Source organism: Pseudomonas sp. NPDC089734 (genome assembly GCF_044748865.1).
Lineage (GTDB): Bacteria > Pseudomonadota > Gammaproteobacteria > Pseudomonadales > Pseudomonadaceae > Aquipseudomonas.
Window position 1 is genome coordinate 145,923 of record NZ_JBIVGV010000004.1, and the last position, 19,631, is coordinate 165,553.

16 protein-coding genes are annotated in these 19,631 nt (G+C 58.2%); 12 read left to right on the forward strand and 4 right to left on the reverse strand.

The features are described from left to right. Positions 1–32 precede the first annotated feature (32 nt). Together ACIPY9_RS07205 and ACIPY9_RS07210 are read right to left on the reverse strand one after the other, a co-directional pair. Entirely contained in the window at positions 33–2,615 is a 2,583-nt protein-coding gene (locus ACIPY9_RS07205; protein WP_400698659.1) for an autotransporter outer membrane beta-barrel domain-containing protein, read from the reverse strand. A gap of 233 nt (positions 2,616–2,848) precedes the next feature. After that, a complete protein-coding gene (locus ACIPY9_RS07210; RefSeq protein WP_400698662.1) occupies positions 2,849–4,042 on the reverse strand; it encodes an MFS transporter in 1,194 nt (397 codons plus the stop codon). 153 nt (positions 4,043–4,195) lie between these two features. Between ACIPY9_RS07210 and ACIPY9_RS07215 the strand changes: the two genes are divergently transcribed. Next, positions 4,196–5,329, forward strand: coding sequence for a lactonase family protein (locus ACIPY9_RS07215; protein ID WP_400698664.1), 1,134 nt, complete (start codon positions 4,196–4,198; stop codon positions 5,327–5,329). 61 nt (positions 5,330–5,390) lie between these two features. Here ACIPY9_RS07215 and ACIPY9_RS07220 read toward each other — a convergent pair whose 3' ends face one another. After that, a complete protein-coding gene (locus tag ACIPY9_RS07220; protein WP_400698667.1) occupies positions 5,391–6,980 on the reverse strand; it encodes an ABC-F family ATPase in 1,590 nt (529 codons plus the stop codon). Between the two features lie 327 nt (positions 6,981–7,307). On the opposite strand from ACIPY9_RS07220, the gene ACIPY9_RS07225 reads away from it, so the two are divergent. From ACIPY9_RS07225 to ACIPY9_RS07250, 6 genes are all read left to right on the forward strand, one after another. Then, positions 7,308–7,505: a hypothetical protein gene (locus ACIPY9_RS07225; RefSeq protein ID WP_400698670.1), complete on the forward strand. Its 198-nt coding sequence runs from the start codon at positions 7,308–7,310 to the stop codon at positions 7,503–7,505. A 111-nt stretch (positions 7,506–7,616) separates the two neighbouring features. After that, positions 7,617–8,240 (forward strand): glutathione S-transferase family protein, encoded by a 624-nt coding sequence (locus tag ACIPY9_RS07230; protein ID WP_400698673.1) that lies wholly within the window; start codon positions 7,617–7,619, stop codon positions 8,238–8,240. 41 nt (positions 8,241–8,281) lie between these two features. Continuing rightward, entirely contained in the window at positions 8,282–8,710 is a 429-nt protein-coding gene (locus tag ACIPY9_RS07235) for a DUF3830 family protein (RefSeq protein ID WP_400698676.1), read from the forward strand. 59 nt (positions 8,711–8,769) lie between these two features. After that, complete coding sequence (locus ACIPY9_RS07240; RefSeq protein WP_400698679.1) at positions 8,770–9,120, forward strand: 2-oxoacid ferredoxin oxidoreductase; 351 nt, start codon at positions 8,770–8,772, stop codon at positions 9,118–9,120. Positions 9,121–9,221: 101 nt separating this feature from the next. Beyond that, entirely contained in the window at positions 9,222–10,427 is a 1,206-nt protein-coding gene (locus ACIPY9_RS07245; protein ID WP_400698682.1) for an amino acid deaminase, read from the forward strand. Between the two features lie 124 nt (positions 10,428–10,551). Continuing rightward, a complete protein-coding gene (locus tag ACIPY9_RS07250; protein WP_400698685.1) occupies positions 10,552–13,029 on the forward strand; it encodes a UvrD-helicase domain-containing protein in 2,478 nt (825 codons plus the stop codon). 41 nt (positions 13,030–13,070) lie between these two features. Here the strand turns inward: ACIPY9_RS07250 and ACIPY9_RS07255 are convergent, their stop codons facing one another. Then, a complete protein-coding gene (locus ACIPY9_RS07255; RefSeq protein WP_400698688.1) occupies positions 13,071–13,328 on the reverse strand; it encodes a DUF1652 domain-containing protein in 258 nt (85 codons plus the stop codon). Positions 13,329–13,675: 347 nt separating this feature from the next. Between ACIPY9_RS07255 and ACIPY9_RS07260 the strand changes: the two genes are divergently transcribed. From ACIPY9_RS07260 to ACIPY9_RS07280, 5 genes are all read left to right on the forward strand, one after another. Next, a complete protein-coding gene (locus ACIPY9_RS07260) occupies positions 13,676–14,755 on the forward strand; it encodes a polyamine ABC transporter substrate-binding protein (RefSeq protein WP_400698691.1) in 1,080 nt (359 codons plus the stop codon). 235 nt (positions 14,756–14,990) lie between these two features. After that, on the forward strand, positions 14,991–16,616 hold the full coding sequence (locus ACIPY9_RS07265) for a methyl-accepting chemotaxis protein (protein WP_400698694.1): 1,626 nt from the start codon (positions 14,991–14,993) through the stop codon (positions 16,614–16,616). Between the two features lie 301 nt (positions 16,617–16,917). Further along, a complete protein-coding gene (locus ACIPY9_RS07270) occupies positions 16,918–17,598 on the forward strand; it encodes a hypothetical protein (RefSeq protein ID WP_400698696.1) in 681 nt (226 codons plus the stop codon). A gap of 99 nt (positions 17,599–17,697) precedes the next feature. After that, positions 17,698–18,549 (forward strand): urea carboxylase-associated family protein, encoded by an 852-nt coding sequence (locus ACIPY9_RS07275; protein WP_400698698.1) that lies wholly within the window; start codon positions 17,698–17,700, stop codon positions 18,547–18,549. Between the two features lie 181 nt (positions 18,550–18,730). After that, the gene (locus tag ACIPY9_RS07280) at positions 18,731–19,630 is read left to right on the forward strand and encodes a polysaccharide deacetylase family protein (protein ID WP_400698700.1); all 900 of its coding nucleotides are present in this window, start codon (positions 18,731–18,733) and stop codon (positions 19,628–19,630) included. Position 19,631: the final 1 nt, after the last annotated feature.

Below are 19,631 nucleotides of genomic sequence, written 5' to 3' on the forward strand. Positions count from 1 at the left end.
GCCCCGTCCATAAACAGGGACGGGGCCTTCATTTACCAGCTTACCCTGACCCCAACTGTGCCCCGCAGCCCATCCAGGTCGTTGTCATCCAGATTACGGCTGTAATCGGTGCTCAGATAAAGACTCACCTCCCCGGACACTCGGGCCGTCAGCCCGATGCCCAGGTCGGCACGGGTGGATGAGTGCCGGGTCTTGATCCGGTCCGCATGATCGAACGTAACCGTGTCGGAACCACCGAAGTCGCGCCACAGATTGCCCTGCATGAACGGCTCGACGGGAATCCCCCTCAGTCGATAGCGGCCCTCGAGACGTCCTCCCAGACGGGCGGTGGTGTAGGGCTGCGAGTCGAATGCCACATGAGAGATCCCGTCGTTCTGACTGTCGAGGTCGAGGCGTTGATGAATGATCTGCGCCTGGGGTTCGACCACCCAGTCTGGGGTCAGCGCAACGGGGTAGCCTGTCTCGATGGACAGACTCAAGGCATGCCCCTCGGTGTCGAGGCGTACCCCGCGATCGGAGCGGCTGTAGCCGTCCAGGCGAGTCCCCATGGCCACGGCATCGACATACCAGCCTGCCGGATCGATCAGGGTCCAGTAGAGGCCCAGACTGTCACCCTTGAGGTTCAGTTTTCCGGTGCGACGGTCCTTGAAACCTTCGGCAAAGCCTTTGACATGCCCGTCCAGACGGGTATGCGCCACGAACAGCCCAACCCGCTGATTGCGGTCTTGCAGAGCAACCAGGTCATGGCCGATCTGATAACCCTCGAGCGATGCATCCACGGCAGGGCTGACCGTGCCCGACCAGCCTTGCCTGAAATCATGGCCGAACAGACGTGCCCAGCCAGCGGGGACAGGCCCGGTTTCGTTCAACAGTCGCTGGTCGCCCTGGCGCTCGTGGAAGGTGCCCAGAGCGGCGCGAGCCATCACCACGATGGCTGGCGGCAGAACGGCGTAGTTGGGGACTTCCAGGCGATACAAGGGAACCGGTGCGGCACCGCGTACCGGGGCGGGCAGTGGCGGGGTGCCTGGAGCCGGGGTGGGTTGAGCGCTTGCCGGCTGTGCTGCGGGCGGTGTCGGTTGGGGTGTTTCAGGCGGTGCAGGAGCGGGGGGCTCGGGAGGTACCGGTTCGCTTGCAGGGGGCGTGGCCTCCAGAGGCACCGAGATCACCGAGGAACGCAGGAACCAGCTGTTCTCCGAACCTGCGGTGACGCCCCCCTTGAACAGGTAATACTGATAGGCCCCGACGGCCAGTGAGTTTTTCAATGAAAAGGCCGAAGGGTCACTGCTTGCGCCATCGGCGGCCTGCACGACTTCAATGCCGTTCTGCAAGGTCAGCGCGCCGACACCTCCCTGATTGTTGACGGTTATCTGTGTCGTGCCACTGATCAGACCTCGAGACACCACCAGCTTGTCGCTGGGTGAATCGTCTGCCCCAAGCTCCGACTGCAAGAGCAATTGCCCGTTCTGCCCCGTGTAATTGCCCTGGACGGTCAGGGTGTCACGGGTGCTGCTGCCATCGGTGCCCAGGTCCAGAATGCCCGCATTCTCGAGTGTGGCCAGGCGAGCGCTGGCAAAGGGGACAATGCTGCCCGAGACAGACGTCAGGCTGCTGCTGGCGTCGACATTCAGGGTGCCGGTTTCGCTGAGGCTGTCCCCCAGTGTGAAGGTGCCTGCCAGGTTCAGTTGCGCCCCGTTGATCAGGTTGACGCGTTCCCACTGGACGTAACGTGCAGGAGCCGAAGAGGTTGTGGCATCGAATGTCAGTTGATCGATGCCCGGACCGCCACTGAGCAGAGGGTTGGCTCCCAGGTATGATTCGTCCAGGTTGGCCAGCGTTGCTGTATCGTTATCGCCTTCCATCAATACGCTGCCTCGTACGTAACCGCCGTTGAGCCAGGTGAAGGTGTCACTGCCAAAGCTGGTGCGTATGCCGCCACGAATCTCGCCCCCGATGACCGTCACGCTGTCGTCTCCGCCACTGATGCTGACAACGCCGCCAATGCTGCCACCGGTCAGCGTGACGGTGTCCTTGCCGAAGCCTGCGACCAGATTGTTGACGATGGTGCCGCCGGACATCTCGAAAACGTTGTCGTCGAGCTTCATGTCCACCCGCCCGATGGTGCCTCCGCTCATCTTGGCCTTGTCACCGTCTTCAAAGGCATTGCTGATGGTGCCTCCGGTCATGGTGAACGTGTCGAGTCCGTCACCCTGGGTCAATGAGCGGATGCTGCCGCCGCTCATGAAGAAGTCGTCGATGTCACCTCCCTGATTCACGTCGCCCGTGACCGTTCCTGCCGTGATGCTGAATCGGTCTCTGCCTGCGCCCAGATTGAAGCTGCCCAGCACATTGCCGGAGTTCATGTCTATCCGGTCCGTACCCGCGCCATAGGTGACGCTGCCGTTGACCGATCCCGTACCTCCGGCCGGGAAGAGCAGCGTGTTGTTACCGGCCGGCTTGTTCAGGGGGCCGCTGCTACCACTGTCGCAGATCTGGACATCGCTGCCGGTGCTCGAGAGGTCACAGGCACCGTGTGCATGCGGGGAAATGAAGGTAAGGACTGCCAGAGGGAGGATTCTTGCGGTGTAGCCAAGGGGAAGCCGTTTATTGATTCTCATGACCGCGCTCTCTGATCACGTGGTCAGGGAGGCAATTCATGGTTCCGATACAGGCCTGGCCACCACGCAAGTGACATCCATGAAGGGTTTTATCAGCCTGCTCAATGGCTAACAGGGCTAAGTCAAGATCCGATTATGACGTGCGTCAATTAGTTGACCGACCGACGGCCATACCGCTTACGCGGCATGCGGACGTCGAGGTGTACAGGAGGGCTGATTGTCGATCAGCAGGCTCAGGCGTCTGTTCTGGCCCGGCGGGACAGCCAGAGTGTGAGGGCAAAGGCGCTTGTCGACAGCAGTGAGGCATAGAAGAAAATCCAGCCATAACCCTGACCCAGCGCGATAGCCCCCATCACCGGCCCGGCAATTGCCAGGGCCAGATCGAAGAACACGGCATAGGCGCTCAAGCCTGCGCCACGACTGGTTGTCGGAACCTGTTTGATCGCTTCGACGCCCAGCGCCGGATACACCAGCGACAGCCCCAGGCCGGTCAGGCCTGCACCCGCGAGGGCAAAACCGGTGTCGGGGGAGAGCCACAGCATCACGAGGCCGATGGTTTCCACCGCCATGCACAACATGGCAGCGTTGAAGCCGCCCAGTCGGCTGATCGTGCCAATGAAGAACAGTCGGGCAAGAATGAAACACACACCGAACACCGTCAGGCACCAGGCCGCACCTTCCCACCCACGGCTGACATAGAAGAGGGTGATGAAGGTGGTCAGTGTGCCGTAGCCAATCGATGAGAGTGTCAGCCCCAGGCCATAAGGGGCGATACGGCCGAAGACGGACCAGTAAGGCATGCGCTCGCCTGCAATCACGGGCACTGACGGTTTCTTGCGGACCATTAGCAAGGCGATGGCCGCCATGACCATCAAGGCAATGCCGAGGCTGTTGAAGCCCACTTCATCGATCACGATCACGCCCAGCGGCGCCCCGATGGCAATGGCGCCGTAGGAGGCGATGCCATTCCAGGAAATCGAACGGGCCGTGTGTTCCGCTCCGACCTGGCCGATGCACCAACTGATGGTCCCGACGCCGATCATGCCTTGAGAGATGCCCAGAAACAGACGGGCAATGATCAGAATCCACAGGCTGGCCAGCGGAATGTCTTGCAGGAGGGTGGCGATCAGCGTGAGCAGTCCGCTGATGGCAATGCCACAGAGCCCCAGAACGATGGCGCGCTTGCTGCCCATGTTGTCGGTGACCCTGCCGGCAAAAGGGCGGCTGAGCAGTGTGGCCAGGTATTGCGAGCCAATGGTCAGCCCGGCAATCACGGCGCTGAACCCCAGCTGGTCATGAACATAGCCGGGCAGGATGGCAATCGGAAGGCCGATGCACAGGAACGCGATAAAGGTATAGAAGACGATCGAAACGATTTGCAGTGTGACCGTCATGGAACCGGGCTGTTGAGGTGAGGCGGCAGGCATCTGACTCGTTCGCTGGCGGGCGGCTGGGGTAAGCCATCATGGCTCGGGAAGACAATAAATGAAAGCTGGCTAACAATCTTGCAAGGCATATTGATGTTATTTATGCGTGGTCATAGGATGACTGACCACAACACAATAACAAAAGGGTGCGTCATGAAAAAAGAATTCCTGTTGGCGGCTGCAGTTTCCTGTTCGTTCGGTCTGCCTGCCCAGGCAGCGACCTTCGCGTATATCTCCAGCCCGGCTGACGGGCTCATTTCCCAATACCGTCTTGATACGGCAAACGGGGCCTTGAAACTCGTCGAACAGACCAAGGCCGGCGACCAGGTCAACCCCATGGCCCTCTCGCCAGACGGCAAGACATTGTTTGCGGCGCAGCGCGTCAAGCCTTACCAGGTGCTTGGCTTTGAGATCGAGCCAGGAACAGGTCATCTGAAAGCTGCCTCTCAAGGACCGCTGGCCGAGAGCCTGGCGTACCTGTCCACGGATCGCAGTGGCCACTTCCTGCTGGGGGCGTCTTATGGGGGCGATTTGCTCAGCATCCAGCCCATCGATGAGCAGAAGCGTCCGGGCGACAAGATCCAGACCTACAAGACGGGCCTGCATGCCCACTCTGTGCGTACCGACCTCAGCAATCGTTTTGTCTATGCCGGTAACCTGGGCGTGGACCGGGTCCTGCAATATCGTCTGGACCCCAAGGGCGGTACGCTTGAGCCGATTGGAGAGGGCTATGTGACGACGGCCGACAAGACCGGTCCGCGCCATCTGGCCTTTTCGCCGAACGGCAAGTACTTGTACGTGGTTGGCGAAATGAGTGGGACCGTAACCGGGTTTTCAATCGACGATCAGAGTGGTGCCTTGACCCAGGTGAGCCTGGCCAATGGTATTCCCGAGCGCCTGAAACTTGCCCACGGCGAAGTGCGCGATGCGCGCAACAATGACCTCAAGGACGACCCGACGCCAAGAATCTGGGCCGCCGATATCCGGATGTCACCGGATGGCACGTTGCTGTTTATCAGCGAGCGGACGTCCAGCAGCGTTTCGGTCTTCAAGGTCGAGCCTGATACTGGCAAGGTGACCTACCTTGAAAACTACCCGGTTCAGGAGAAGCAGCCACGCAATATCGCCGTGTCGCCGGATGGACACTGGTTGCTGGTGACTGGAGAGAAGAGTGAAGTGGTGGGCAGCTACGCCATCGGTGCCGAAGGCGCATTGAAGCGGGTCAGCGAAGCAGCATCCGGCAAGGGTGCCTTGTGGATTGAGATGCTGGAGCAGCCTGGGGCCTGAGTGTTCGCGGATGAATCCGCTCCTACAGACGTGGGAGCGAATTCATTCGCGATGACCTGATTCAGATCGCGACGCCCTGGCTGCGCAGGTAATCGTCATAGGTGCCGCTGAAGTCGATCACGCCGCTCGGGCTGAGTTCGATGATGCGGGTGGCCAGCGAGGACACGAACTCACGGTCGTGGCTGACGAAGATCAGCGTGCCCGGATAGTTTTCCAGCGCCAGGTTCAATGCCTCGATGGATTCCATGTCCAGGTGGTTGGTCGGTTCGTCCATCACCAGCACGTTCGGCTTTTGCAGGATCAGCTTGCCGAACAGCATGCGGCCTTGCTCACCACCGGAAATGACCTTCACCGACTTCAGAATCTCGTCGTTGGAGAACAGCATGCGGCCCAGTGTGCCGCGAACCAGTTGTTCGCCGCCCTGAGTCCACTGGCCCATCCAGTCGAACAGGGTGCAGTCGTCCTCGAAGTCGTGGGCATGGTCCTGAGCGTAGTAGCCGATTTCCGCCGAATCGGTCCACTTGATCGAACCGGCATCCGGCGTCAGGTCGTTGACCAGGGTACGCAACAGGGTGGTCTTGCCGATCCCGTTCGGGCCGATGATCGCGACGCGCTCGCCGGCTTCTACCGTGAAACTGAAGTCCTTGAACAGCGTGGCACCGTCAAAGCCTTTGGCCATGCGCTCGACCGTGACGGCCTGGCGATGCAGTTTCTTGGTCTGCTCGAAACGGATGAACGGGCTGACACGGCTGGACGGCTTGACCTCGGCCAGCTGGATCTTGTCGATCTGCTTGGCACGGGAAGTGGCCTGCTTGGCTTTCGAGGCGTTGGCCGAGAAGCGGCTGACGAACGACTGCAGCTCGGAAATCTGGGCTTTCTTCTTGGCGTTATCGGCCAGCAGTTGCTCGCGGGACTGGGTGGCCGCCGTCATGTACTCATCATAGTTGCCCGGGAACAGGCGCAGCTCGCCGTAGTCCAGGTCGGCCATGTGCGTGCACACGCTGTTCAGGAAGTGACGGTCGTGGGAGATGATGATCATCAGGCTGTTGCGCTGGGTCAGAATGTTTTCCAGCCAGCGGATGGTATTGATGTCCAGGTGGTTAGTCGGCTCGTCGAGCAGCAGGACTTCTGGGTCGGAAAACAGCGCCTGGGCCAGCAGGACGCGCAGCTTCCAGCCCGGCGACACTTCGCTCATCGGGCCGTTGTGCTGCTCGATGCCGATACCCAGACCCAGCAGCAGTTCACCGGCACGGGATTCGGCGGTGTAACCGTCCATTTCCGCGAACTCGGTTTCCAGCTCGGCCACGGCCATGCCGTCTTCTTCGGTCATTTCCGGCAGCGAGTAGATACGATCGCGCTCGGCCTTGACCTTCCACAGCTCTTCGTGACCCATGATCACGGTGTCGAGCACGGTGAATTCTTCGTAGGCGAACTGATCCTGACGCAATTTACCCAGGCGCACGTTCGGCTCCAGCATGACCTGGCCACCGGAAGGCTCGAGATCTCCGCCCAGAATCTTCATGAACGTGGACTTGCCGCAGCCGTTGGCCCCGATCAGGCCGTAACGGTTACCGGCACCGAACTTGACCGAGACGTTCTCGAACAAGGGTTTGGGGCCGAACTGCATGGTGATGTTAGCGGTGGAGATCAATTGCCTTACCTATCAATAACTTGGGAAATGCCGATATGAGCCGCACCCGCAGGGGCGGCTCGCTCCAGTCGGAGCTTGAGTGGTTCCAGCGAGGCATACGTCGATAGCAACCAGCCTGCCATGGGCGGGTTGCCGGAATATGAATGCGGGGTTCATGCCAGACTTTGGCGTGCATTGTCGCATAGGTGAGGCTGTAGTTGTACGGTGACGGGTGAGGAATGCCCGGTTTTCTGACTGTAGTCATTGGCGAAATCCGCTTCGCAACCTACGCTTTCTGCCACAAGGACCGGATATCCGTTCCGGGCCTCTGCCTCGAGGAGTCGCCCCATGTCGAGCAAGCCGCCACTCTTTAACGATGAAATCCAGGCATGGGATCTGTATGCCTCTGCTGCCCTCAGCGCCATGATCGCCAATGCCGAATCAGCCGAGCAGGCGGTCGAGGCTGCGGCCGATCTTGCGGATAATCTGCTCAAGGAGCGGGCAAAACGCATCAAGGCTGCCAAGGAGCATCTTTTCCAGCATTGAGTGGCTTCAGGCCCGGTCATGGTGCCGTGGTTCTTCATGATGAAGTCTCCTGTTCCAGCAAGGCAGGACCTGATAGGGTCATGCTCTTCTTTTGTGCTGCCAGAGCTCAACATGCTGCGAATACTCGGTAAAGCATCCTCGATCAATGTCAGAAAAGTGCTGTGGGTTTGCGAGGAAACAGGTCGTTCCTTTGAGCGTGAAGACTGGGGAAGCGGTTTTCAGCCAACGGATACACCTGAGTTCATGGCCCTGAATCCCAATGCCATGGTACCGGTGATTCTGGAGGACGATTTTGTCCTCTGGGAGTCCAACACCATCATTCGGTATCTGGCATCAGCCCATAAAGATGAAGGCTTTTATCCAGCGGCTCCCAGGGCCAGGGCGCAAATAGACCAATGGATTGACTGGCAGGCCACGGACCTCAACAAGTCCTGGACCTATGCCTTCATGTCGCTGGTCAGGCGTTCGGCTGACTTTCAGGACCCCGACGCCTTGAAGGCGTCATGCAGCAGTTGGTCCAGACACATGCAGATACTGGATCGACAGCTTGAGTCGACCGGTGCGTACGTCAGCGGAAAAAACTTCACGCTGGCCGATATTCCTGTCGGTCTTTCCGTCAACCGGTGGTTTGAAACGCCGCTGGATCATCCCGATTTTCCGGCAGTTGCCGCTTATTACGAGCGCTTGAGCAAGCGTCCCGGGTATCGGCTGCATGGCAGAAACGGAACCCCGTGACCGGTCATTCAGGCAACCCTTTGCAGACAGGAGAGACAGGCGTGACAACCATCAAGATAACCGCCGGTGGCTATGAGTTCCTGGCCGAAGCCAACCCCGATGCACCACAGACCGTTGAAGCGTTCCTGAAACTGTTGCCTTACCGGCAGAAGTTCATCCATGTGCGCTGGAGCGGAGAAGGGTGCTGGGTCCCGCTGGATGATTACCGGCTCATGCTCGACGACAAACCGATCGGTTTCGAGAACGCGACCAGTCATCCATCGGTGGGTGACATTCTCTTTTACCCCGGCGGCTACAGCGAAACCGAAATCATCCTGGCCTACGGTTCCTGCTGCTTTGCCAGCAAGATGGGCCAACTGGCAGGCAATCACTTCCTGACCATCGTTCAGGGCAAGGAAAACCTGCGCAAGCTGGGCGTCAAGACCTTGTGGGAAGGGGCTCAGGAGGTGGTTTTCGAGTTGCTGGAGTGAGACCGCTCGATCACCGCGATGCAGTGCTAGAATCGGTCTTTTTTCGACGAAGGCCTGTCATGAAGTTTCCGCTTTCCATCATCGCCGCAGCACTGGTCCTGACCGGATGCGCGGCCCCCTCCGATTCGGCCCGTTCCGCCGGGCCGACCAAGGTTCTGTCCAGCGACAAACAGGATGCGGCTGTCGCTCAGTGCATTCAGGTGTCCTGGCAGAACGAAGCGATGTTCGGCACGTCTTCGGATGTCTTCCTGCATAAGCTTTCCGGGGGCGGCTTTACGGTCTTCACCACTGAAGCCCGGTACTTTGCCGATGTGCGCAGTAAAGGCCCGGCTACCGAGATCGAGTTCTATGCCCCTCAGGGCGATACTCACTCCGCGCTGCGGGCAGCGGCCATCGCAACCTGCCTGTGAGGTGAGGAGCGGCAAGCTACAAACCATAAGCGGCAAGCCAGAAGGGTGGGCTTGAAACTTGCAGTTTGCAGCTTGACGCTCAAACCTACAGGAAATCAGACATGCGTATGGCGGTCATGGATAAAGGTTCTGCCGAGCCGGGGCGCAGTTTGGTGCGCGATGTGAGCCTGCCTGCTCTGGTGCTTCACAACCGGGCACTGGAGCACAATATTCGCTGGATGCAGGCCTTTGTCACCCACAGCGGTGCGCAGTTGGCACCTCATGGCAAGACCAGCATGGTACCGGCACTCTTTCATCGACAACTGGAGGAGGGGGCCTGGGGCATAACGCTTGCCACCGCGGTGCAGACGCGTGCCGCTTATGCCCATGGTGTGCGCCGGGTGCTGATGGCTAATCAGCTGGTCGGCGCACCGAACATGGCAATCATTGCCGAAATGCTGGCCGACTCCTCGTTCGATTTTCATTGCATGGTCGATCACCCGGATAATGTGGCCGCCCTGGGTGAGTTCTTCGCTGCACGCGGGCTGCGCCTGAATGTGATGATCGAATACGGCGTGACAGGCGGACGCTGTGGCTGCCGTACCGAGCAGGAAGTCCTGGCGCTGGCCGATGCGATAAAGGCACAGCCGGCTCTGGCCCTGACCGGGATCGAAGGCTACGAAGGCGTGATCCATGGCGATCGTGCCATCGACGACATCAAGGCGTTTGCCGCTTCCCTGGTGCGTCTGGCGGTCGAGCTTCAGGAACGGAATGCTTTTGCTCTGGATCGCCCCATCGTGACCGCCTCGGGATCGGCCTGGTATGACCTGATTGCCGAGGCTTTCGATGCCCTGGCGGTTCGTCAGCACTTTCTCAGTGTTTTGCGTCCGGGCTGCTATGTCGTGCATGACCACGGTATCTATAAGGCCGCGCAATGCGGCGTGCTGGATCGGCGTGCCGATCTGGGCGAAGGGCTGCTCCCGGCGATGGAAGTCTGGGCGCATGTGCAGTCCATGCCGGAGCCGGGTTTTGCGGTCGTTGCCCTGGGCAAGCGTGATATTGCCTATGATGCAGGTCTGCCCAATCCATTACGGCGTTACAGAGCGGGTGAACTGCCTGCCAGCGGCGATGATGTCAGCGCCTGCAAGGTCACGGCTCTGATGGATCAGCATGCGTTCATGACCGTTGCGCCGGGCTGTGAGCTGAAGGTCGGTGACATCATTTCCTTTGGCTCCTCGCACCCCTGCCTGACATTCGACAAGTGGCGATCCGGCTGTCTGGTCGATGACGAGTTGAACGTTATCGAGAGTTTCAGTGCCTTTTTCTGATTCCGACTCTTGCAGGCAGACATGCAGTTGATCGGCCAAGTCACTGAAAGAAAAGCATTTCACTGGAGCTTGTGGGTAAATCCGGCGACCATAGGCTCCCGTTGAATCATTATCTGGAGCCTGCGTGCCTGACGATCTGCCTTCTGCTCTTCCTTCCGGACTTGATGTCGAACTGACCCCTCCCGAGCGTCTGCCACTGTTCAAGCGCCTGCTGGCGGGCCTGATCGGGCGTGCCTTGACCGGGCTGGGTGCGCAGCACAAACCCTCCTGGTTTCAAGGGCATGCCGACGGATTCCTGAGCGGGCATATCGAAGGCGTGAACGAAGGCTATGCAGAAGGCCGTCTGGACGGCCTGGCACAAGGTCGTCATACCTTGCTGATCCGGGATCTTCGCCCCGGCGAACATCGCGCCCCGAAAATCGATGATCACCTGTTCGATAACTGGCGTCTGCCACTGACCCCGGCACTGAAAAAGCGCATCAAGAGCGATGTCGCCCAAAAACTGCCTGCCCATGCGCAACCCAGTGCGGCCCAGTGGAAAATGATTTTCAGCGACACGCCATCCACTTACGTCATTGCCGGAGCCGGGGCGGGCAAGTCCACCTCGCTGGTGCTGCGTATCCTGGTGCTCAACCACTACCTGGGATTCGAGCTGGACACCTTGACGGTCGTGACCTTCACACGTGAATCGCGCAAGGACTTCATCGGCAAACTGATCGAGACAATGGCGTTATGGGGGCATGTACTGAGCCCCAGACAGGCGAGGGATCTGGTTCGTACCTTTCACTCGCGAATCCTGCCGCTGGTGCGCAGTCTGCCGGGCTTCGAGCAGTTGCAGGCCTTTGAAAACCTGGGTAACTCCTCATCCACGGGGGACGATGCCGATAGCAATCCATTCGATCTGCGCATCAACGACGCCCAGCGTCAGCAACTGAACCAGTGCTATCGCGACCTGTATGCCAGCAATGAACGCTTTCGTGAGGTCATTGCGCCTTTGTACCGGCATGCATTGCAACTGAAGGAACTGGACCGTGATCACCCGGATGTGCAGAAACGCATCACTGTGACCGAGCTGTCCGCCAAGCGTGACGAAGAACTGTGCGACCTTGTCGAGGATTTGTGGATCAGGGCCGGTGCATGGCCGATAAAAGGCATTGAGCCTATGCGCCAGACCATTGAAATCAATGGTTTTCCCTTCCATGTCCACGGCTACATCGCCGAGCTGGATGCCTGGGTCATTCTGGGAATGGATGCTCGCGAAGACCAGCAGATGAAACGTCCGGGAGCCAAGCTTCCGGTATGGGCCGAGTGGGTCATCAAACGTACCCTGTTTCAGGCTTTCTGCCGCAAGCCACTGATCTGGTTCGAGAACTATGAGGCCGGTGCCAAAGTGTTGCAGTCTCTGGCCGGCTCGGAAGTGGCCGGCCCCGGATTCGATTATCGGGTCAAGGGCGAGCTGGGCGCTGCGCCACTGCTCGACTGCTTTGTCACGGCGGCCAGCTTCATCGAGAATCTGGGGCTTGATGTGCCCTCGGCCGTGGCCGAGATGAGTTTCTCCAGCGATGACCCCGACCGATTTTTCTTTGAAGGTCTCAGCCTGTTCTGGAAGGCCTTTGAAGACCATTTGCTGGACCAGACGCCACCCGTCATGACCTACAACCGGATGTTTGCCCTGTTTGGCGAAACATCGCCGGAAAACCTCAGGCAGGTCAGCGATGAGGTGCTCAGACCGTTGTCGCACCTGATGATCGACGAATTTCAGGATATCTCGCCACAGATTGTCTCCTGGATACGCGCGAGCCTGCGGGAGATCCGTCGCCGCGGAGCCGCCCTGCATGCCGCTCAGGTTGCCAGGCACTCATCGCTGCTCTGCGTCGGTGACGACTGGCAATCCATCTATGGCTGGCGGGGCAGCTCTCCCACGTACTTCATGGAATTCCCCAGAGAGTTTCCGTCGCCTGCAACGACCCGCGCCATGCTCAGCGACAATTTTCGCAGCCATCAGCACATCATCGATGCCGCCGAGCATATCGTGCAGGCTGCCCCGGCGATTGCGGGCAAGAAGGCAAAGGCCAGCGGTGCCGAACAGACGTTGTTGCCCGTGACGGTACTGGGCCGCGATGACAACGATCTGGCCGAGCGAGTGACCGCCCATTACAACGAGGGCGACTCGATCCTGCTGCTGTACCGTAAAGGCAGTGACAAGGCGATGATCAACGAGCCGTTGAAATCATTGATCAGTGCCGACTTTGCCAGGCTTCCGCAATCCAGGCAGATCAAGCTGTTGAGTTATCACAGCGCCAAGGGGCTGCAGGCAGACGCTGTGTTTCTGTTGGGGGATTGCCAGCATTCGACGCTGTCCCCCTACAAGAATCAGGTCTATCGTCTGGCCGGTCTGGGGGACGCCAATGACATGCAGGCGTTCGACAGCGCTCAAAAGGACGAGGTCCTGCGCCTGGCGTATGTGGCGATCACCCGGGCGGTGCGGCATTGCTATTGGTATATCGATGAAGGCAGTGCGGGAAGCGATAACCACAAGATCCCCAGGGCATCGGACAGGGTCGTGCGTGACAAGCCCTTTTTTGAGGACCTGCGCAAGTAATACAAACAGGAACAGAGTGAGGACCGAGCAGGTCCTCCAACTTACAGAAAACCGGAAACCTGATGGGTACCGAACAGTTCCAGTTCTGTCTCGATGGCTTCGATGATGCGCTCCACATCGGTGGCGTTCATGACGGTTGCGCAGGGCAGGCCGGCAATTGCCAGTACGGTTTCACCGCTGGCCCGGTCAAACAGGCGGGCAATCATGCTGCTGGGCGCATCCATGCTGGCCTCGAAGCCAACGGGATGAAAGTGCCAGCGCATCAGTTGGCATGCATTGGGGAACGTTACTTTGTTCATGCAAATGGCCCACCTGATTCAATCGAGCAATTCCGTATGCTCCAATGGGTAGGAGACCCGTCGAGATGTGCCGATAAAAGCCTGAGGAATCGAATGATGGGCTGCCGGGGCAAAACCCTCATGCGACAACACTGCTTTCCTGCGGGGTGATCTGAATGGTCTGACCGAGACCTAAAAATAGCACCTGACTGCACACATCTGGAAAGTATTTTTGTGTGTCCTCTGAATTTTTTCAATTATTTGATGTACGTCAAAATCGTTTATTCCTTCAATCTGTCTGCTTCACGTATTGAGCTATGCGCACGGGATAGGGCAAGCTGTTTCGACTGGTCTGAGGGAGTAAAGAAATGCTGAGCAAATCCATGGCTGCGCTGATGTTGCTGGCCTCAACCAGTCATGCAGCAGAAACGGTCAATATCTACAACTGGACCGACTACATCGCCCCTGACACCGTGAAGAACTTTCAGGCAGCGACAGGCATAAAAGCCAACTACGAAACCTATGAAACCAACGAGATCCTGAATGCGAAGCTGGTAGCGGGGCATTCGGGCTATGACATTGTCGTGCCTTCGGTTCACTTCATGGCGCGGCAGATCGACGATGGCCTGCTGAAGGTTCTGGACAAGCGCCAGCTCCCCAACTGGAAGAACCTGAATCCGGTCCTGCTCAAGGCGCTGGAAGTCAACGACCCCGGAAACCAGCATGGCTTTCCTTACCTGTGGGGCAGCACCGGGATCGGTTATAACGTGGCCAAGGTAAAGGCCTTGTTGGGCGACAATGCTCCTCTGGACTCCTGGGATCTGGTCCTCAAGCCCGAGAACATGAAGAAACTGGCCCAGTGCGGCGTTGCCATTCTGGATAACGCCCCCGAGGTACTGCCGATCACCCTGAACTATCTGGGGCTGCCGCCCCACAGTGAAAAGCCTGAAGATTACGCAAAGGCAGAAGCCGCGCTGAGCGCGATTCGCCCTTATGTCACCTACTTTGATCCGATCAAATACATCGCGGACCTGGGCAGCGGCAAGATCTGTGTGGCATTGGGCTTTTCCGGCGATATCGCCCAGGCTCAGGAAGCGGCAGAAAAGGCCGGGAACGGCATCACGATCGGTTACACCGTTCCCAAGGAAGGTTCTCCCATGTGGTTCGACATGGTCGCCATGCCGATCGATGCGCCCAATGAGAAGGCGGGGTATGCCTTCATGAATTACCTGTTGCGCCCCGAGGTGATGGCAGGTATCACCAACGAGGTGAATTATGCCAATGGCAACGAGAAGTCCGACGCCCTGATCAACCCCGTCCTCTGGACCGACAAGACGGTCTATCCCGATGACGACATGGTCAGTCGCATGTTCGTACTTGAACCCGTTTCGCCAAAAATCGAAGCCTTGCGAAACCGTATCTGGTCTGGAGTCAAGGCAAGTAATTGAATTGTCCCGAATAACCGGGTCTTCGGAAGTGCACCCGGTTATTGGTGAGAAAGTTGATAGTTTGACGCCAGAAAATATTTTTCCAATTTGACTGTATTTATTCTCAAGCCTGACCGATAACCGATTCATGAGAGGGTGCCACTAAAAAGCCATCTCACTAATTGGCGAGGGTCAGGCTCTCTCGTTCGTCCTTGCATGGATTGCATCGAGTTATATCTCTCAAGAGAATGATGCCATGTCATTACGAAGCATAAATATTGCGCCTCGTGCTTTTCTGGGGTTTGCCTTTATTGCCGTTCTGGTAATCGGGCTGGGTATTTTCGCACTCAACCGGATGTCGATCATCCGGCAGGCCACGACAGACCTGGAAACCAACATGCTCCCCAGTGTCAGCTATCTGGGTGAGGTCGATGAAAACCTGCTGCTGTTGCGCATCATGTCCTTCCGCTACCTGGTCAACCGCGAGCCTGAAAAGATACAGGAAACCGAAGTCCGCGCTCAGGAACTGACCCAGAAACTCAAGAAGGCTGAAGCCAATTACGCTGCCCTGCCTTCAGGCGATGAAGAAAAAGACGTCTACCGGAAGTTTCAGTCAGCCCTGGCCGAATACCTGGAGATACAACTACATGCCAAGGCCTTGTCACGGGACAACAACCTTGACGAGTTGAGAAGTCTTATAAATGGCCGGATGAAAACAAGTACCGATTTGATTTCATCGCAACTGGATCAATTGATCACCATTAACAAGACGTCTGCCCAGGAGGCTTCCGAGCGTTCGAGCAAACATTTTGAAAATGCCAATATCGCAATCATCATGGTTTCGGTTCTGGCCGCCGTATTGACGGTTTTCCTGGCCTGGTTACTGACCCGCAGTATTGTCATGCCACTGGCGCGGGCCGTGCGTGCGGCAGAAGAAATATCGGAAGGTAACCTGACCAAACATATTGAAGTGGATGGCAAGGACGAACCCGGGCGTTTACTGGCTGCACTGGTATTGATGCAGCAGAACCTGCGCAAGACGATCGAACAGATTTCCGGTTCAGCCACACAACTGGCTTCGGCGGCCGAAGAGCTGAGTGCCGTTACCGAGGAGTCTTCGCGCGGCCTGCAACGGCAGAATGACGAGCTCGAACAGGCGGCAACCGCGGTCAACCAGATGACCGCCGCGGTCGAAGAAGTCGCCCGCAACGCGGTGTCCACTTCGCAAGCGTCGCAGCAGTCCAACGATACTGCGCGTCATGGTCGCGACAAGGTCGTCGAGACCGTCAAGGCCATACAGACCATGACCCACGACGTCCAGAGCACGTCCAGCCTGATAGAAGGGTTGGCGGCGCAGGGCCGTGAAATCGGCAAGGTCCTGGATGTCATTCGTGCCATTGCCGAGCAGACCAACCTGTTGGCCCTCAACGCGGCGATTGAAGCGGCGCGGGCCGGGGAGGCAGGCAGAGGCTTCGCGGTGGTGGCTGATGAAGTGAGGGCGCTGGCGCATCGCACTGCTCAGTCGACTCAGGAAATCGAGCAGATGGTTGCCGGTATCCAGACAGGGACCGGACAGGCTGTAGAGTCCATGACCCTCAATACAGGCCGGACCCGGTCGACACTGGACCTGGCTCGTGCGGCAGGCGATGCGCTGGAGCAGATCACCGATGCGATTTCGCAGATCAATGAACGCAATCTGGTGATCGCAAGCGCCTCCGAAGAGCAGGCCCAGGTGTCCCGTGAAGTCGATCGCAATCTGGTCAATATCCGTGACCTGGCCAACCAGTCGGCCGCCGGTGCCAACCAGACCAGTGCCGCCAGCCACGAGCTGTCACGACTGGCTGTGGCCTTGAACTCGATGGTCGGCCGTTTTGTAATCTGAGCCCCTTCAATAAAGGCCGGGCGGAGCGCTGAATCCGCCTGGCTACCTTCCTTTCAGGCAGTTCGCTTTCGCGCAGCTGCCTTCTTCATACCTGCCGGGTGCAACTTTTTGCCCGAACGGCATTCCTATCATCGGAATTCTTCATATCGCAACATACGCGTATTAGTCTTGAAGTGTGATCAAGGGTACGTAGTCGATTGATCCATAAGGAGTTAAAGGGGTCCTGCGAACCCGCTCATGGCTGGCACATTCGCATCAGCAATGGCGCTGATACTTCCTATACACGTGCCGGATTTACATCATGAATATCACCAAGACATCGTTAATCAACCGTTTCTATCGCCGTTACGCCTGGTTTCTTTTTCCCGCTCTCCTGGCCTCTTGCGCCGTCTTCTGGTTTTCCATGGGGCGCGGGGTGCATGCAGAGCCCAAGAACGGCATCCAGACCCTGGTTTTTTTACGTCATGCAGAGAAACCGTCAATGGGGCTGGGGCAATTGAACTGCCAGGGCTTGAACCGTGCCATTGATCTGTCGGAGCTGTTGCCCAAGACCTTTGGCAAGGCCGACTTCATCTTTGCCGCCAACCCTGGTCGCCATGTCGAAGAGGGGGAAGGCGATCTGTCCTATAGCTACGTGCGGCCTCTGATGACGATCGGACCGAGTGCCATCAAGCTGGGGCTGCCCATCAATATCGACTTCGATGCCAACGACACCGGTGCCCTGGCTGATGAACTGATGCATGACAAATATCACGATGCGACGATTTATACCGCCTGGTCGCATGGCTATCTGCCGGAGCTGATCAACAAGGTTGCCCGAGAGGCATCGGGAAAAGACCTGACGCTGGTCGATGACTGGACAGGAACCGACTTCGACTCCCTGATGGTCATCACGCTCAAATGGGTCAATGGCAAGGCTTCGCTGGAATACGACAACATCAAGCAAGGCCTCGATAACGGGACCGCGACCTGCCCGACCTGATGTAAGCGGCCTGAACATATCCATCTGCGTCATGCCATCTTGACGGTGGGGCGGCCAGCCGGTTTTCTGTGACGTTCGCCATACGTCGAGGAGCCGCGCATGTATAAAGACTATCCCGCCGCCTACCAGGTCAGTAAAGGGGCTGCGTTGCAGGTGGATACGGCGTTTTACGAGCGCATCCGTGCTCGCCGTGAGCATCGCACGCTGGTTGAGGCATTCGAGGTGCCGATACGCACCGGAAGGGCCTGGAAGGTCAAGGCCGGTCAGGTCTTTCGGGTCACGACACCGGTCGGCCCTCAAGTGGGCGACTTCAACGTCTGGAATGCCAACGACCCTCGCGAACGTCTGTGGGCGGCCCGCACTCGCCAGTTGCAGGGCGCCCATGTCAGCACCCATGACAGGCTCTGGTCCAACCTGCCATTTCTGCGCCCCATGGTGACCATCACCGACGACAGCCTGGCCAGCTACGGCATTGACGAACACGGCGGGCGTTTGCATGACCTGTTGGGCACGCGCTGCGACCCGTACGTCAACAAGATGCTGACTGGCGAAGACTTTCACCATCATTGCCACTCGAACCTGACCCGCGCCGTACTGCCCCATGGCCTGACCGAGTTCGATGTTCACGACGTGCTCAATATCTTTCAGTGCACGGGGCTCAACCATGACGACATGTACTTCATGAAAGCCTGCCCGGCTCAGAAAGGCGACTATCTGGAGTTCTTTGCCGAGATAGACCTGCTGTGCGCCTTGTCGACCTGTCCGGGCGGCGACTTGTCGTTACCCATGTGGGGGCCGGACGCCCAGGACCCGTTGTCTGTCTGTCGCCCGTTGGGTGTTGAAATCTACAGCCTGGACGATTCGTTGCTTGAGGGCTGGAAACCGCCTCAGCGCGCGGCCTATGACGGCTTGCATGGTCTGGAGATAGCCAGGGCCGAGTGGGAAAAGTAGAGACAGGCAGAAAGCTCGTCGTTTATTGATGGCTTTACGGATTGAGCGCGGATACTGTGTGCGCCCCTGATCACTACAAGATCGGGGCGAAGGGTTGAATGCCCGTGTACAAGCCGGTCAAGGAGGAATGGCAAGACTCCCGCAAAGGGTAATCACCGCAGGCTATCCGGACTTGACCGTTATGCTCCCTGTTTTTCGCATCCTTTCGGCCTGTTTTGCTGTTGTCGGTCTCACCGCCTGCATCCGTGACCCTATACCGCTGACCGAGCGGACAGTCGAGCATTTGCATCAGCAGGCACCTATCCGGTTCTTGCTGACATTTGACGACGGACCTAGCGCATCCAGCTTTTACAATCCGACCCTGACAGTGTTGGACAGCCTGGCCGATAACCCCGTCCAGCCGAATATCAAGGCTATCTTTTTCGTCCAGACAGGGGCCAGCGGTGCCGGAGGCAGCGAAGAGGGACGTGCAATCATGCATCGTCAACACGAGGAGGGGCATGTGCTGGGTTTTCATACCAGCACCCCAAGGCATACCAATCACCGCTCTCTGGACCCGCAAGAGCTGGAGCAATCCCTGACGGAAGGCTGTGCGGTCATTGCCTCGATCAGCGGGGTGCCCACTGTTTTTCTGCGCCCCCCATTCTGGAACTACGACAAGCGCACATTCGCGGCCTATCAGCAGCATGATCTGCATGTGCTGTTGACCGATCTGAGCGCCAACGACGGAAAGATATGGGGTTACAACTTCAGCCTGCGCCGGCGCTCCAACATGGTTCGCCAGCTATCCGAGGTGCGCGAGCGCATTGCTGCCGCAGAGCTGCCAACCGTCGATGGCGTCATACCGGTGGTGGTCACCTTTCATGACCTGAACCGGTACACCGCACGGCACGCTCGGGAATATCTGCAAATCCTGATCGACAGCGCTCACGAAACAGGCGTTGCACTGGCCCCAAGACCGTTCTACGACGACAGCGTGCAATTACAGCGTGCAGCACTGGCCAGAACGGTCAAAAGCAGTGATGAGCCTGTGCAGTTACCGGGGGTATGGAATTGGATCTGGGACCACAATAGCCATTAGG

Coding starts and splice junctions, on each gene's coding strand:
- ACIPY9_RS07205 (WP_400698659.1), bottom strand. CDS start 2,615: ATGAGAATCAATAAACGGCTTCCCCTTGGCTACACCGCAAGAATCCTC.
- ACIPY9_RS07210 (WP_400698662.1), bottom strand. CDS start 4,042: ATGCCTGCCGCCTCACCTCAACAGCCCGGTTCCATGACGGTCACACTG.
- ACIPY9_RS07215 (WP_400698664.1), top strand. CDS start 4,196: ATGAAAAAAGAATTCCTGTTGGCGGCTGCAGTTTCCTGTTCGTTCGGT.
- ACIPY9_RS07225 (WP_400698670.1), top strand. CDS start 7,308: ATGTCGAGCAAGCCGCCACTCTTTAACGATGAAATCCAGGCATGGGAT.
- ACIPY9_RS07230 (WP_400698673.1), top strand. CDS start 7,617: ATGCTGCGAATACTCGGTAAAGCATCCTCGATCAATGTCAGAAAAGTG.
- ACIPY9_RS07240 (WP_400698679.1), top strand. CDS start 8,770: ATGAAGTTTCCGCTTTCCATCATCGCCGCAGCACTGGTCCTGACCGGA.
- ACIPY9_RS07245 (WP_400698682.1), top strand. CDS start 9,222: ATGCGTATGGCGGTCATGGATAAAGGTTCTGCCGAGCCGGGGCGCAGT.
- ACIPY9_RS07255 (WP_400698688.1), bottom strand. CDS start 13,328: ATGAACAAAGTAACGTTCCCCAATGCATGCCAACTGATGCGCTGGCAC.
- ACIPY9_RS07260 (WP_400698691.1), top strand. CDS start 13,676: ATGCTGAGCAAATCCATGGCTGCGCTGATGTTGCTGGCCTCAACCAGT.
- ACIPY9_RS07265 (WP_400698694.1), top strand. CDS start 14,991: ATGTCATTACGAAGCATAAATATTGCGCCTCGTGCTTTTCTGGGGTTT.
- ACIPY9_RS07270 (WP_400698696.1), top strand. CDS start 16,918: ATGAATATCACCAAGACATCGTTAATCAACCGTTTCTATCGCCGTTAC.
- ACIPY9_RS07275 (WP_400698698.1), top strand. CDS start 17,698: ATGTATAAAGACTATCCCGCCGCCTACCAGGTCAGTAAAGGGGCTGCG.
- ACIPY9_RS07280 (WP_400698700.1), top strand. CDS start 18,731: ATGCTCCCTGTTTTTCGCATCCTTTCGGCCTGTTTTGCTGTTGTCGGT.